The following is a 14,031-nucleotide window of genomic DNA, read 5'->3' on the forward strand; positions in this document are numbered from 1 at the left end:
AGAAGGGAAAAAATCCCTTCCTACCGTATATCTTTTACTATGCTATTACAAATTTACTTTTTGTTCAAGAATTGTTGCAATTTTTGTCACCATAATATCAATTGCAACGTGGTTTTGTCCACCTTCAGGGATAATAATATCCGCAAATTTCTTAGAAGGCTCAATAAATTGATTGTGCATTGGACGTACAACATTTACGTACTGATCGATAACAGAATCCATCGTACGACCGCGCTCTTTAATATCACGTTGCATGCGGCGCAGAATACGAAGGTCAGCATCCGTATCAACGAATAATTTAATGTCCATTAACTCGCAAAGACGTGGGTCTTCTAAAATAAGAATTCCTTCTAAAATAATTACATCTTTCGGCTCAACCGGAATAATTTCTTCTGAACGCGTATGCAATGTATAGTCATATACAGGCTTATCAATTTGCTCATATGCAAGCAACTGCTGCAAATGTTCAATTAACAGATCATTATCAAACGCAAGCGGATGATCATAATTTGTTTTTAAACGCTCTTCCATTGGTAAATGGCTTTGATCTTTGTAATAATAATCTTGCTCTAAGATTAAAATAGAATGACCTTTAAAATGGTCAAAAATCGCTTTCGTTACACTCGTTTTACCTGATCCCGAACCACCAGCAATTCCAATTACAACAGGCTTATTCGTCCCCATTCGACTATCACTCTTTCTTATTGAAGTATGCTTTTGCGCATCATATTATTCACATACACTCGTTGATCCACTTTGAATTTCACGATTTGCAACGGATGTCTCGCTGCATCTAATTCGTTTCCATCCTCATCCCAAATTTTCTCCACCGTTTGCGTAAAGTTTTCTATTTCTGGTCCAAAGAACTCCACTTCATGTCCTGGTTTGAAATGATTACGTTGCTCAATCGTTACGATGCCCGTTTCTTCATTATAATCTAACACTAAACCAGCAAAATCATACGTTGTTTTCTTACTATGATTTCCAAACATTTGCTCTTGATGTCCTGGAACCCCTTCAAAGAATGCAGGAGCTGTATCACGATTTGCACATTTATCAAGCTCATCTAACCATTCTTGTTTAAACTCAAAGTTATCTGGATCCGCACAATACGCATCAATTACTTTACGATATACAGTTGCTACAGTCGCTACGTAATGGATTGATTTCATACGTCCTTCTACCTTTAAGCTATCGATTCCGATTTCAATCATTTTTGGAATTGATAAAATTAAATTTAAATCTTTTGGACTCATCGCAAAGTGAGCATCTCCTTCTTGGAATAGAGGAAGCTCTTTTGCATCTTTATGTTGTGATACTGTTTGAACTAAATCATAATCCCAGCGGCAAGATTGGCAACAACCACCACGATTAGAATCACGCGCTGTCATATGGTTACTTAATGTACATCTTCCTGAATATGCGATACACATTGCACCATGGACGAACGCTTCAATTTCAATATCCACTTTTTCTTTAATTTCTTTCATTTCTTCATAGCTTGCTTCACGAGCTAATACAAGACGATGTAAACCTTCTTCTTTCCAATACTGTGCTGCTTTCCAGTTGGATAGTGATTGCTGTGTGCTTAAATGCACCTCAACAGAAGGCGCTACGCGTTTACAAGTCTCAATGATAAGCGGATCAGCAACGATAATTCCCGTTACGCCAGCTTTTTCAATCCCTTTTAAATATTCCTCTAGCCCGTCCATATTTTCATTATGTGCAAAGATATTTGTTGTTACGTATATTTTTGCTCCATACTTCTTTGCAAACTCAACGCCTTCTGCCATTTCTTCTAGCGTAAAGTTACCTGCATTCGAACGAAGACCAAATTCTTGTCCACCTAAATATACAGCATCTGCCCCGTAATGGATAGCTACTTTTAATTTTTCTAAGTTACCCGCAGGGATTAACAGTTCAGGTTTCTTCACAATAACACGTTTGCCATCGATTACTCGTGAAATTTCTTGTACAGTCATTTCCTACACCCTCCTCGTTTAGTAAACCGTTTCTTTAAAGAAGAATCCTGTATCTAACGGACGATTTACTGGTTGCATTTCTTCTATTTCTTTATATAGATCATCTTTCACGTCATAATATGCATCACGATCTTCTACGCATAAATCAATTGCTTTACGATATTTTTTCGTTACTTCAATAATGTATTCAGAGGTTTTTAGTACTCCGTCGATTTTTAAGCTATCAACTTCAGCTTCGATTAGTTCCTCTAATTCATCGATGAAACAAATATCGTTCGGACTCATAATGTGAGTACCATTTTCATCTTCATAAATTGGATATTTATTGTTACGCTCTGGGTCATATAAGAACATATTCTCTTCATATTTTTTCTTTTCAATGTCTAGATTACGTCCTTGATACTCAAAGTAGTTTCCTACTAATGAACGCTTCGATTGGAACATACAAGTCATACCGTGAATTTGTACTTCCAGTTCCACTTCAGCATTTTCTTTTAAATCAACAATTTCATCTAAGCTCAGCTCACGAGCTAATACAGCACGCTTCGCTCCTCTTTGTCCCCAGTAATTACAAGTGAACCAGTTTGTTGCTGTCGTTTCTGTATTCCAGTGCAACTGCATATTTGGCGCTACTTCGCGAACAGCCATTAATACCGCTGGATCTCCGAAAACAATTGCATCTACATTTACTTCGTTTAAAAATGAAACGTAATCTGTTAATTCTTCTACTTTATCGTTGTGGAACATAGCGTTCATGGCTACGTATACTTTCACACCATTTTCATGTGCAATCTTCACAGTTTGTTTTACATCTTCACGTGAAAACTCCCCTGCTAAACGTAAACCAAACTTTTGCTCACCGATCATTACCGCATCTGCTCCTGCTTTCGCAAGTTGTTCGATATCCGCCACCGCTCTTGGCGTTACTAACAATTCAGGTTTCTTCATACCTTGGTCACCCTCTCTTTTTACTAACAGCTACTCCATCACCAATTGGGAAAATCGTTGTATCGTATCCTTCATGGTTCATAAGCCACTCATTGTACGTCTTAATACGACGGATTAAACCTCGTGTACGTCTGTTTTCAATTTTCTCTTTTGTCGTTACAAGACCGTGGTACATAACATTATCTGAAATAATTACGCCACCAGGATTTAATAACGGTTCATATAAGTCAAAAAAGCGACGATACTGTCCTTTTGCTGCATCAATAAAAATAACGTCAAATGTCCCGTGTTCTTTTACTTGTTCACCTGTCTCTAACGCATCACCGTAAATAACTGAAATACGATCTGTTACTGGGGAACGTTCTATATATTCAAGTGCTTTTTCATATCGCTCACGATTGCGCTCAACTGTCACAATACGTGAATTTGGAATAGCTTGCATCATACGAATACTAGAATAACCGATTGCTGTTCCAAGTTCTAAAATGCTTTTCGGTCCAATTAAACGTAAAAATTGCAGCATAAATTCCATTCCAAGTCGATCCATAATCGGCACATGATTTTCTGTTGCATATTCTTCCATTTCAAGAATTAATTTATCTTTCGGATCAATAAATGATAATAGGTACTCGTTAACTGCATCCTCCATAAATGGTCCTCCTTATTTACATGGAGAAGTGCCTCTATGACGTCTTTTCACACATAGAATGCAATAAAAATACAAGCCAGCTTTATCCTTAGCTTGTACGTCCCGTTTTGATATTAAAAACGATTCTTCTGCCAGTTTTTAACCCGATATATTTTACCACAAAAAAGAGGGATGTGCGACTTTTTTCGCTATCCCTCCCCATTTCACTATTTTTTCGTAATGTATTTTTGCTTTAATGCATTATGCTCTTCTAATGTTTTCGCATAGTACACTTCACCACTTGGTGCGGCTAAGAAATAATAATAATCTGTTTGCGCAGGTTCTAACGCAGCTTCTACTGAATGTTTACCAGAGTTTGCGATTGGCCCTACCGGCAATCCTTTTACAACATACGTATTGTACGGTGAGTTGACCTTTAAATCTTCGTATAATACACGTTGTTTATGCTTTCCAAGTGCATATAATACCGTTGGATCCGTTTGAAGCGGCATACCTTTTGCTAAACGATTATAAAAGACACTAGAGATCTTTTGACGATCTGTAAAACCAGTTGCCTCTTCTTCAATAAGTGAAGATAATGTTAAAAGCTGATGAACATCCCAATTCTTCGCTTTCATTTTCGCCTCATTTTGAACAATGATTGCATTTGTTTTCTCAAGCATTGGAATTACAATTTCTTCTAACGTTGTATCTTTCTTATAAAACGAATACGTTGCAGGATATAAATAACCTTCTAATGGGTATTTAATATTACTATCAAAGATTTTATCCGTTAATAACTTCGGATACTTTTGCTGCATTTTTTGAATAAATGCTTTATCGTTTAATTGACGCGTAACATCATCTTTATTCCACTTTAGTTCTGTCGCAATCGTTTCTGCAATTTCAGTTACTTGCGCCCCTTCTTTAATCGTCACTTTATAAAGAGCTGGACGATGCACGTTGCCAGATGACATTTGTTCAATCACATCTTCAGCATTCATTGAAGGATTTAATAAATATGTACCTGCTTGTAAACTTTTCGATTTAGCCTTTGTATAAAAACTAAAAACTGTACCGTTTTTCACAGCACCTTTTTCTTCTAAAATTTCTCCAATTTTACTAGTAGATGATCCCTTTGGAATTTCTACTTCAATCTCTTTTTTATTCCCGCTATCAACTGGTCCTAATGCGGATGAAATATACGCATAGACTGAACCACAAACTAAAAGCAGTGCAATAATCGAAAATAAAAAGATGCGTCTACGCTTCTTTTTCACTTGATTCTCTATCAAAACATTTCCTCCTTACTTAATTGTAGACCGTATATACACCTTTCTATACAGCACAATGTAAAAACGCTAAAAATTTACTTATCTTTTTTAATTGACACTTTATTTTTCTACAATCCGTCTCATTATACTACAAAGACTTACACAGTTTCGACAAAAAATCTTTCATTTTACATATAAATACAAAAAAAGATGGACGATATATCGTCCATCTTTTCAGTACTTATTATTCAGCTTCTTGCTCATCAGCTAGAGTGTTGAACATTTCTTGTACCATTTCCCACTCTTCTTCAGATTCGATTGGAAGTAAAGTTCCGCCCTCTTCTTCATTTTGCTCATAGGCCATTGCATCATAAATTTGGTCTCCATCTTCGTCTACTTCACCGATTGGGGAGAAGACTACGTATGATTTTTTGCCAAATTTTTCAGCATCAAAAGTGAAAATAATTTCACATAAATGTTCGTTACCTTTTTCGTCTACAATTGTAATTTGATTTTCTTCCATTTTGGTCACCTCTTATTTACTATCTAAAAATCCTTGTAAGATTACGACTGCAGCCATCTTATCAATTACTTGCTTTCGCTTCTTACGGCTTACATCGGCTGAAATGAGCAGACGTTCCGCTGCCATCGTTGACAAACGCTCGTCCCACATTACAACGTCTAATTGTAACAGTTCTCGTAGGTTTTCTGCAAATTGTTGGCATGCTTCACCACGCGGGCCAATTGTACCATTCATATTTTTAGGTAAACCTACTACTATCTTGTCCACATCATACTGTTTTACTAACTCAGAAATGCGGTCAAAACCAAATTGACCTCGTTCTTCGTTAATCTTGATTGTTTCAAGTCCTTGTGCTGTCCAGCCCATTTCGTCACTAATTGCAACTCCGACTGTTTTTGTACCTACATCTAAACCTAATATCCGCATAAATTACTCCTCACGATGATGTTTCAAGTAAGACTTCACAAGCTCTTCGATTAATTCATCACGTTCAAGCTTGCGAATGATGCTTCGTGCATCTTTATGGCGAGGTATGTATGCTGGGTCTCCACTTAATAAATAACCGACGATTTGGTTAATCGGATTATAGCCTTTTTCTTGAAGTGCATCATACACAGTTAAAAGTACATCATTTACATGGACACTCTGTTTTTCATCTTGAATGCTAAACTTCATTGTTTTATCAAAACCGTCCATTTCAAGCACCTCACTTATATAGTAAGTATAGGGAGAAGAACTTCTCCTCTCCCTACCATTGTACACTACTATCTCTTTATTTTGAAACAGATTTAACGTACTCTTGTACAAATGCTAAAGCTTCCTCAACTTGCGCTGGGTTTTTACCGCCCGCTTGTGCCATATCAGGACGACCACCACCGCCACCGCCACAACGAGAAGCTACTTCTTTCACAAGTTTACCAGCATGGTATCCTTGGCTAATTAAATCTTTCGTTACGCCAGCTAAGATGTTTACTTTGTCATCATTTACAGACGCTAATACGACAACTGCAGATTGTAATTTATTTTTTAGGTCATCCATCATCGTACGTAAGTTGTTCATATCTGCAACATTTACTTTTGCCGCTAATACGTTTACGCCATCAACTGTCATTACAGAATCAGTTAAGTTTCCAGCTTCAATATTGCTTAATTTCGCAGCGAGAGATTCATTTTCTTTTTGCAGTTGTTTCACTTCAGCAAATAGACCATCAACTCTTGTTAAAATATCTTTCGGATTTGTTTTCATTTTTCCTGCTGCTTCTTTTAATAAACCTACTTGATCGTTCATTAATTCGTATGCAGACTTACCAGTTACTGCTTCAATACGACGAGTTCCTGCACCGATACCAGACTCAGCAACGATTTTGAAAATACCGATAGAAGCTGTATTATCAACGTGACAACCACCACAAAGCTCTAAGCTGTAATCGCCAACTTGTACAACGCGTACAACATCACCGTATTTTTCACCGAATAATGCCATTGCACCCATTTCTTTCGCTTCTTCGATTGCTTTTTGAGAAATCTCAACATCAATACTTTCCCAAATTTTCTCGTTTACCATACGCTCAATTTTTTCTAATTCGTCAGCTTGTACTTGACCGAAGTGAGAGAAGTCAAAGCGTAAACGTTCAGAAGTTACAAGAGAACCTGCTTGGTTAACGTGCGTTCCAAGTACATCTTTTAATGCTTGGTGTAGTAAGTGAGTTGCTGTATGGTTTTTCACAACGCTACCACGGTTTTTCGTATCGATAATAGCTTTCACAGCTGCATCTTTCGTTAATGTACCTTCTTCAACAACAACTTTGTGCAAGTTTTGACCGTTTGGTGCTTTTTGTACGTCTTTTACAAGAACTTTCACACCGTCAGCTAGAAGGTAACCACGGTCTGCAATTTGTCCGCCGCTCTCAGCATAGAATGGTGTTACATCAAGCATTAATTGTCCTTCTTCACCAGCTTGTAAGCTGTCTGTGTATTCGCCGTTTTTCACAAGTGCAACAACGTTACTTTCTGTTGCAACTGTACCGTAACCAACGAATTCACTCGCTACTTTCACTTCTCCAAGGACACCGCCTTGAACTTGCATAGAATCAACATCTTGACGAGCAGCACGTGCGCGCTCACGTTGTTTTTCCATTTCATTTTCAAAGCCTTCATGATCAACAGTCATACCAGCTTCTTCTGCATATTCTTCTGTTAATTCAATTGGGAAACCGTATGTGTCATATAGACGGAACGCATCTACTCCAGAAATAACAGTTGTTTTTTCTTCTTTAGCTTTTGCGATAACTTCAGCTAAAATTGCTTCACCATCATGAAGTGTTTCGTGGAAACGCTCTTCTTCATTTTTCACAACTTTTGCGATGAAATCTTTCTTTTCAAGTACTTCTGGATAGAAGTCTTTCATTACTTCTCCAACAACCGTTACTAATTCAAACATGAATGGACGGTTGATGTTTAATTTCTTCGAATAACGAACCGCACGGCGTAATAAACGACGTAATACATAACCACGGCCTTCGTTAGATGGAAGAGCACCGTCACCAACAGCGAATGTTACTGTACGGATATGGTCAGCAATTACTTTGAATGCCATATCTTTTTCTAAATCGCCATTACGATATTTTTCACCAGAAATTGTTTCTGTTGCACCAATCATCGGCATGAATAGGTCTGTATCAAAGTTCGTAGGTACATCTTGAACGATAGATGTCATACGCTCTAGACCCATCCCTGTATCAATGTTTTTCTTAGGAAGTGGTGTATATGAACCGTCTGGATTATGGTTAAATTGAGAGAATACAAGGTTCCATACTTCTAAGTAACGCTCGTTTTCTCCGCCTGGATATAATTCTGGGTCACTAAAGTCATTACCGTAAGCTTCTCCGCGGTCATAGAAAATCTCTGTATTCGGTCCACTTGGCCCTTCACCGATATCCCAGAAGTTTTCTTCTAAGCGGATAATACGCTCTTTTGGAACGCCCATTTTCTCATTCCAAATTGTGAATGCTTCTTCATCTTCTGGATGGATTGTAACTGATAGTAATTCTTTATCGAATCCGATCCATTTGTCGCTCGTTAAGAATTCCCAAGCCCATGTAATTGCTTCTTCTTTGAAGTAATCACCAATTGAGAAGTTTCCTAACATTTCAAAGAATGTATGGTGACGAGCTGTTTTCCCTACGTTTTCAATATCGTTTGTACGAATTGATTTTTGAGCATTTGTAATACGTGGATTTTGTGGGATTACACGTCCATCAAAATATTTTTTTAATGTAGCTACACCACTATTAATCCATAGAAGAGATGGATCTTCATGTGGAACTAGTGATGCACTAGGTTCTACTGCATGTCCTTTTTCTTGGAAAAAGTCTAAAAACATTTGACGAATTTGTGCGCCTGTTAGTTGTTTCATTGTATTTTCCTCCTTAAATATAAAAAACTCCCGTCCCTATAAAAGGGACGAGAGTTAACTCGCGATACCACCCTAATTATGAATTGATTACAATAACAATCAATTCATCACCTCATGGTGCCGTAACGTGGCAAGACGGCAGTGATTAGCTGCTCTCAGGATTAGCTTTCTGTTACCCTTCATTTAAAGCTTCTTTCAGCCATATGGAAGCTTCTCTCTATAAATGGACTGTAACGTACTTGTTCCGTCATTGATTTAATGTATTATATGACTAAATATAATAGAATTCTCTTAAGTTTGTCAATGTAGATAATCATTTATATTGTATTAATTGCTTATTAATCATAGGTATTCTACTATTCATTCTTAACAGCCTTTTCATATATTATGCGTTTATTAACAAATCGGAATCTCCTTATAAGAATGATTTATAAAAATTTCTAAATATTACTTTTTTTGCTACAATTAAATTATTGTTAATAAAATAAAGGAGCGATCACAATGACAACCTTACTTAACAAAGCTAAAAACATATTAGCGACTGACGAAACGATATTATTTTACGCAGCATGTTCATTAGACATATTTATTTATCGTTCCGTCGCAAGGCCAGGATTGCTAATTTTAACGAACAAAAGACTATTCTTTTATGGGCCAGATGTAAGTAAGAATCCAATATTTGAAGAGTACTCTTTCGCAAAAATTTCTAATCTAAAAGAACAAAAGCGTCTTTTCAACAATCAAATTATATTTATGTATGATAACGAATGGAAAAAAATAAAACATATTCAAACAAATGATGTGAGCTCCCTCATTCAAAAAATACACGAGCAACTTTCTAAATAAATATATGATTAGCCCTCTATTTCTTACATAGAGGGCTTCTATACTTACACATCTTCTTTTTTCAAGAGCGGTCTCACATGAACAATGACAGTGCGAATAACTGCTAAAATCGGAACCGATATTAGCAATCCTACAATCCCAGCTACCTCTCCCCCAACTAGTAAGGCAAGCATAATAATAACGGGATGCATACGAAGTGACTTACCAACGATGTAAGGCGATAAAATGTTACTCTCCACAAATTGCAAAATCGCAATCGTGATCCCCGCCTTAATAAGTAAACTCGTTGATACTGTTGCTGCAATCATTAACGTCGGGATCGCTCCTAAAATAGGACCGAAGTATGGGATTATATCCGTTACCCCAATAATAATGCCAAGCAATAATGGATATTTCATACCGATAAACCAAAAAGAAAGAGCTGATACTCCCCCTAATACTAAACAAACAAATAACTGTCCTCGAATATAACTTCCAAGTGACTTATCAATTTCTTTCGCAAGCATTTGCCCCGTACCTCGCCATTTACTTGGGACTAGTTTCCAAAAGATATGATAAAACTCACCATAATCTTTTAATATGTAAAATACAATGAACGGTATTAAGAAAATAATGAGCAATGAATCGAGTACACCACGAGCTGTACTCATCACTTTATTTAAAAGCGCTTGAATCTTCGTTTCCACACCTACAAAAAGTTGTTTCACCTTTTCATGAATGAACGAAGGGAAATTCGCTGTTTGTTCTGTAACGCCATCCATCCACGAATCGTACATCTTTGTAAACTGGGGAAATTGTTCATTAATCTCTTGTAACTGTTTAATAACGACTGGTGTTCCTTTATAAATCCCATAACCAATTCCGCCAAAGAAAAGGATATAAATGAGCAAAATGGCAAGTGTACGGGGCATCCCTTCCTTATGAATTTTTTCAATTAAAGGGTGCAATAAATACGCAATAAAACACGCGATAAGAAACGGCGTGATTGCTACTTTAAATACAAAAATAATCGGTGCCCATAGCGGCTTAATTTTTAAAAAGACGAGCAGACAAAGAAAAACAAGTAACAATAATCCTAAACGATATATCCAAATGATTTTAAGATTCTTCACATGAAAAACCTCCTCCACCTTTATTTTGAAAATAAATGGGGTAGGTTATGTGCGAAACTTTTAAAATCTTTTCATACGGACCATACTGTTTTTTAAAGACGTACATATAAATAACATAACAAGGACAACCACCCTGAGAATACAGCATGAATTAATATAATCAGGAGGGCTAATTATGGTTTTGTTTATGCTTGGATTATCAGCACTTTTTATGATTCTTGAATGGATTTGTATCGGGTTCGGTATTTGGAAGGGGTTCTTTATTCATTCCTCACGTAAAGAAAAAGCGAAGCAATTATGGCAGTATGGAATACTTGGCGTTGGCTGCTACGGTCTATCTTATCTTTTCTCAGAAATCGGACTTTTTTATTTACATATGAGTGCATAAAAAAACTCCCTTGTCTATAAGGGAGTTTTTCACTTTATCGAAATGATTATAAGTAAGACTTAATCATCTTACGTGCTTTTTTCATATTGCGTTTTGAAAATACATCTTGTTTACGAGCATATTGATATGCTGCAGCTCCAACACCTAATGCGATTAATGAATTGCGTAGATTCAAAGTAAATCCCCCTTTTCGTTATCCGATCGTTCTTTCATTCTCATCAAATAAATCATCAAGAGAGCTTAATGAACCGTCTTCCTCAACTTGATGTGTATGGATTTTCCCCTTTGAAACCGATAATTCGATATAACAATTCCAGCAATAAAATTGGTTGACACCTATTTTTCCAATGTCTTTCCCTTTGCAATTTGGACAAATGAACATATGGCTTTCATCTCCTTACAGTCTCCCAGATTCTATTCGCCATTATGTCCAAACTGCATTCATTTATACATTGCTGGAGCCTTTCAACGCTATGCGTTTGAAAGTTTCACTATATAATTTCACCTTGTTACATGAAATCATACGGTGAAATGTTTTCCACGTCCATTTCCTCGCCATTAACTGTGACCATCTGTACTTCTCCTTGTGATTCTTGCAAGCGACTAGCTAAGGTTGTTTGACGCATTGCATCATCAAGGCGATTTACACCAGATTGGAAAGCTGCTTCCTCTCCGCAAATAATAAGGAACTTCTTACTTCTTGTAATGCCCGTGTAAATTAAATTACGACGTAACATACGGTTGTAACTCCTCACGATTGGCATAATAACAATCGGAAATTCACTACCTTGTGATTTATGAATGGAACAACAATATGCATGCGTAATTTGATTTAAATCGGGCTTCGTATACGTTACCTCAATTCCATCAAACGAAACGATAATCATATCTTGTTGCTCAACGTTTTCTTTCGCATAAAACACCGAAACAATTTCCCCAATATCACCATTAAACACTTGGCTCTCCGGCTGATTCACGAGTTGCAGTACTTTATCGCCTCTTCGGTACACAACATCACCGTAAGCAATTTCTTTACTCTTTTCCCTCTTCGGATTAAATACTTGTTGCAGCGCTTCGTTTAATACATTAATACCAGCAGGCCCGCGGTACATCGGTGCTAATACTTGTACATCTCTTGCGCTAAAGCCTTTTGTTTTAGCATTTTCACAAACTTTTTTCACAACCTCAACAATTTGAGCTCCTGTACAGCCGATAAATGAACGATCTTTTTGATTTTGTGCTAAATCTGGTGGTAGAGTTCCATTTTTTATCGCATGGGCAAGTTGAATCACTGATGAGCCTTCCGCTTGACGATAAATTTCAGTAAGCTTCACTGTCGGAACTGCGCCTGCATTTAATAAATCTTTTAATACTTGTCCAGGTCCTACAGATGGCAACTGATCTTCATCACCTACAACGATAACTTGAATGTTCGTCGGCAACGACTTAAATAGCTGATTTGCAAGCCAAATATCAACCATTGAAAATTCATCGATAATAAGGAGCTTACCTTGGACAGGATCCGTTTCATTACGCTGGAACGATCCTTCTGGCGTCCAACCAAGTAAACGGTGAATTGTGCAAGCTGGAAGTCCTGTTGATTCACTCATTCGCTTCGCTGCTCTTCCTGTTGGAGCTGTTAATAGTATTGGAAATGGATTATCATCACTGTATTCATTCGGATTTAACGATAACCCGTGTAGTGATGCATACATTTCAACAATCCCTTTAATAACTGTTGTTTTCCCTGTTCCTGGTCCACCTGTCAATAACATCATCGGTTTATGAAGTGCCGTTTGAATTGCTTCTTGCTGAAACGGTGCATATTGTACGTTCAGTTGTTCTTCAATTTCACCTAACGTTTTTAACACTTCTGCTTCTGGAAATGAAGGTGTTTCTTCTTGATTCATAAGCCTGCGAATAGACTTTACAACACCTTTCTCAGAGTAGAATAACGTTGCTAAATACACTCGTTCTTCTTCTATGATGACTTTCCCTTCGCTTTGCATCGTTTCAATACAACCTATAATATCTTCCTCAGTCACTCTTCCTTCTTGATTGTTTAAAAGTGACATCGTTTCTCTTACAAGTTGATCTTTCCTCATATAAACGTGACCAAGTTGTAATGAGACATTCTCTAATGTGTAAAAACATCCTGCGCGTACACGGTCGTCATGATTACCCGATATCCCTAACGCACGCCCTATATCATCTGCTCTTCCAAAACCAATCCCATCCACTTCTTCGATAAGTTGATACGGATTATTACGAATCACTTCTAATGTCATCTCTTTATATTGCTGGTAAATCTTAATAGAAAGTTTCGTTCCAAAACCGTAGCCATTTAAAAAGCTCATTACTTTCTCTAGCCCTTGATGTTCAACAATTGTCTCATATATTTCCTGAGCCTTTTGTTTATTAACAACACCATTTAATGCCTCAGGGTCATCCATAATTTTCGAAATAGCATGTTCTCCGAGATGGTCCACAATTTTTTCAGCTGTACGCTTTCCTATCCCTTTAAATAAATCACTCGCTAAATATTGCACCATACCTGCTTTTGTTTGCGGCAATTCTTTTTTAAATGTTTCAACCATATATTGTTTTCCATACTTTGGATGGTCCTTAAAGTGACCTGTCAATGTAAACACTTCATCTTCATGCATGCGGGGAAAATGACCGTTTATCATTACTTTCTTTTCGTCATATGTTTCATTCGTTTCAATGACTTTCATACTGACAACGGAATAGAGGTTTTCTTCGTTGTGGAAAATGGTATGAAGAACTTGCGCTTTTATAAACTTTTTCTCTTCCTCAAACAAATCCATTGCATGTTGATTTCCCATCTTTCCTCTCCTTTCCGATATTTTCACTTTAATGAGCAGTACATCCCCCACCTTTTTAGATGAGGGATA

General features: G+C 37.0%; 15 protein-coding genes and 1 other annotated feature. Of the genes, 2 read left to right on the plus strand and 13 right to left on the minus strand.

The annotated features are described in order from the left end of the window. Positions 1-45: 45 nt before the first annotated feature. From udk to alaS, 9 genes are all read right to left on the minus strand, one after another. Positions 46-684 (minus strand): uridine kinase, encoded by a 639-nt coding sequence (gene udk / locus AXW78_RS20895; protein ID WP_000537078.1) that lies wholly within the window; start codon positions 682-684, stop codon positions 46-48. A 17-nt stretch (positions 685-701) separates the two neighbouring features. Continuing rightward, positions 702-1,982, minus strand: coding sequence for a peptidase U32 family protein (locus AXW78_RS20900; RefSeq protein WP_000217974.1), 1,281 nt, complete (start codon positions 1,980-1,982; stop codon positions 702-704). 18 nt (positions 1,983-2,000) lie between these two features. Next, the gene (locus tag AXW78_RS20905; RefSeq protein WP_000742808.1) at positions 2,001-2,930 is read right to left on the minus strand and encodes a peptidase U32 family protein; all 930 of its coding nucleotides are present in this window, start codon (positions 2,928-2,930) and stop codon (positions 2,001-2,003) included. 7 nt (positions 2,931-2,937) lie between these two features. After that, a complete protein-coding gene (locus tag AXW78_RS20910) occupies positions 2,938-3,579 on the minus strand; it encodes an O-methyltransferase (RefSeq protein ID WP_000389102.1) in 642 nt (213 codons plus the stop codon). Between the two features lie 206 nt (positions 3,580-3,785). After that, positions 3,786-4,853 (minus strand): endolytic transglycosylase MltG, encoded by a 1,068-nt coding sequence (gene mltG / locus AXW78_RS20915; protein ID WP_000572137.1) that lies wholly within the window; start codon positions 4,851-4,853, stop codon positions 3,786-3,788. Between the two features lie 223 nt (positions 4,854-5,076). Beyond that, a complete protein-coding gene (locus tag AXW78_RS20920; protein WP_000392247.1) occupies positions 5,077-5,355 on the minus strand; it encodes a DUF1292 domain-containing protein in 279 nt (92 codons plus the stop codon). Between the two features lie 12 nt (positions 5,356-5,367). Continuing rightward, positions 5,368-5,781, minus strand: a complete 414-nt coding sequence (gene ruvX / locus AXW78_RS20925) for a Holliday junction resolvase RuvX (protein WP_001221197.1) — start codon at positions 5,779-5,781, stop codon at positions 5,368-5,370. Between the two features lie 3 nt (positions 5,782-5,784). Then, positions 5,785-6,051 (minus strand): IreB family regulatory phosphoprotein, encoded by a 267-nt coding sequence (locus tag AXW78_RS20930; RefSeq protein WP_000348590.1) that lies wholly within the window; start codon positions 6,049-6,051, stop codon positions 5,785-5,787. A 76-nt stretch (positions 6,052-6,127) separates the two neighbouring features. Beyond that, on the minus strand, positions 6,128-8,770 hold the full coding sequence (gene alaS / locus AXW78_RS20935) for an alanine--tRNA ligase (protein ID WP_061884594.1): 2,643 nt from the start codon (positions 8,768-8,770) through the stop codon (positions 6,128-6,130). 40 nt (positions 8,771-8,810) lie between these two features. Next, positions 8,811-9,030: a binding site (T-box leader), on the minus strand. Positions 9,031-9,271: 241 nt separating this feature from the next. Between alaS and AXW78_RS20940 the strand changes: the two genes are divergently transcribed. Beyond that, positions 9,272-9,616 (plus strand): PH domain-containing protein, encoded by a 345-nt coding sequence (locus AXW78_RS20940; protein WP_000209463.1) that lies wholly within the window; start codon positions 9,272-9,274, stop codon positions 9,614-9,616. A gap of 44 nt (positions 9,617-9,660) precedes the next feature. Here AXW78_RS20940 and AXW78_RS20945 read toward each other — a convergent pair whose 3' ends face one another. Further along, on the minus strand, positions 9,661-10,728 hold the full coding sequence (locus tag AXW78_RS20945) for an AI-2E family transporter (RefSeq protein WP_000793128.1): 1,068 nt from the start codon (positions 10,726-10,728) through the stop codon (positions 9,661-9,663). Positions 10,729-10,903: 175 nt separating this feature from the next. On the opposite strand from AXW78_RS20945, the gene AXW78_RS20950 reads away from it, so the two are divergent. Then, positions 10,904-11,116, plus strand: a complete 213-nt coding sequence (locus AXW78_RS20950) for a hypothetical protein (protein WP_000242536.1) — start codon at positions 10,904-10,906, stop codon at positions 11,114-11,116. 46 nt (positions 11,117-11,162) lie between these two features. Here AXW78_RS20950 and AXW78_RS20955 read toward each other — a convergent pair whose 3' ends face one another. From AXW78_RS20955 to recD2, 3 genes are all read right to left on the minus strand, one after another. Further along, positions 11,163-11,291 carry a YrzQ family protein gene (locus AXW78_RS20955; protein ID WP_001053553.1) on the minus strand — a complete coding sequence of 43 codons (129 nt, stop codon included), beginning with the start codon at positions 11,289-11,291 and terminating at the stop codon, positions 11,163-11,165. An 18-nt stretch (positions 11,292-11,309) separates the two neighbouring features. Further along, on the minus strand, positions 11,310-11,498 hold the full coding sequence (locus tag AXW78_RS20960; RefSeq protein ID WP_000469281.1) for a hypothetical protein: 189 nt from the start codon (positions 11,496-11,498) through the stop codon (positions 11,310-11,312). Positions 11,499-11,625: 127 nt separating this feature from the next. Then, positions 11,626-13,962: an SF1B family DNA helicase RecD2 gene (recD2, locus tag AXW78_RS20965; protein WP_000528087.1), complete on the minus strand. Its 2,337-nt coding sequence runs from the start codon at positions 13,960-13,962 to the stop codon at positions 11,626-11,628. Positions 13,963-14,031 lie beyond the last annotated feature (69 nt).

This window comes from Bacillus thuringiensis (assembly GCF_001595725.1).
GTDB lineage: Bacteria > Bacillota > Bacilli > Bacillales > Bacillaceae_G > Bacillus_A > Bacillus_A thuringiensis_K.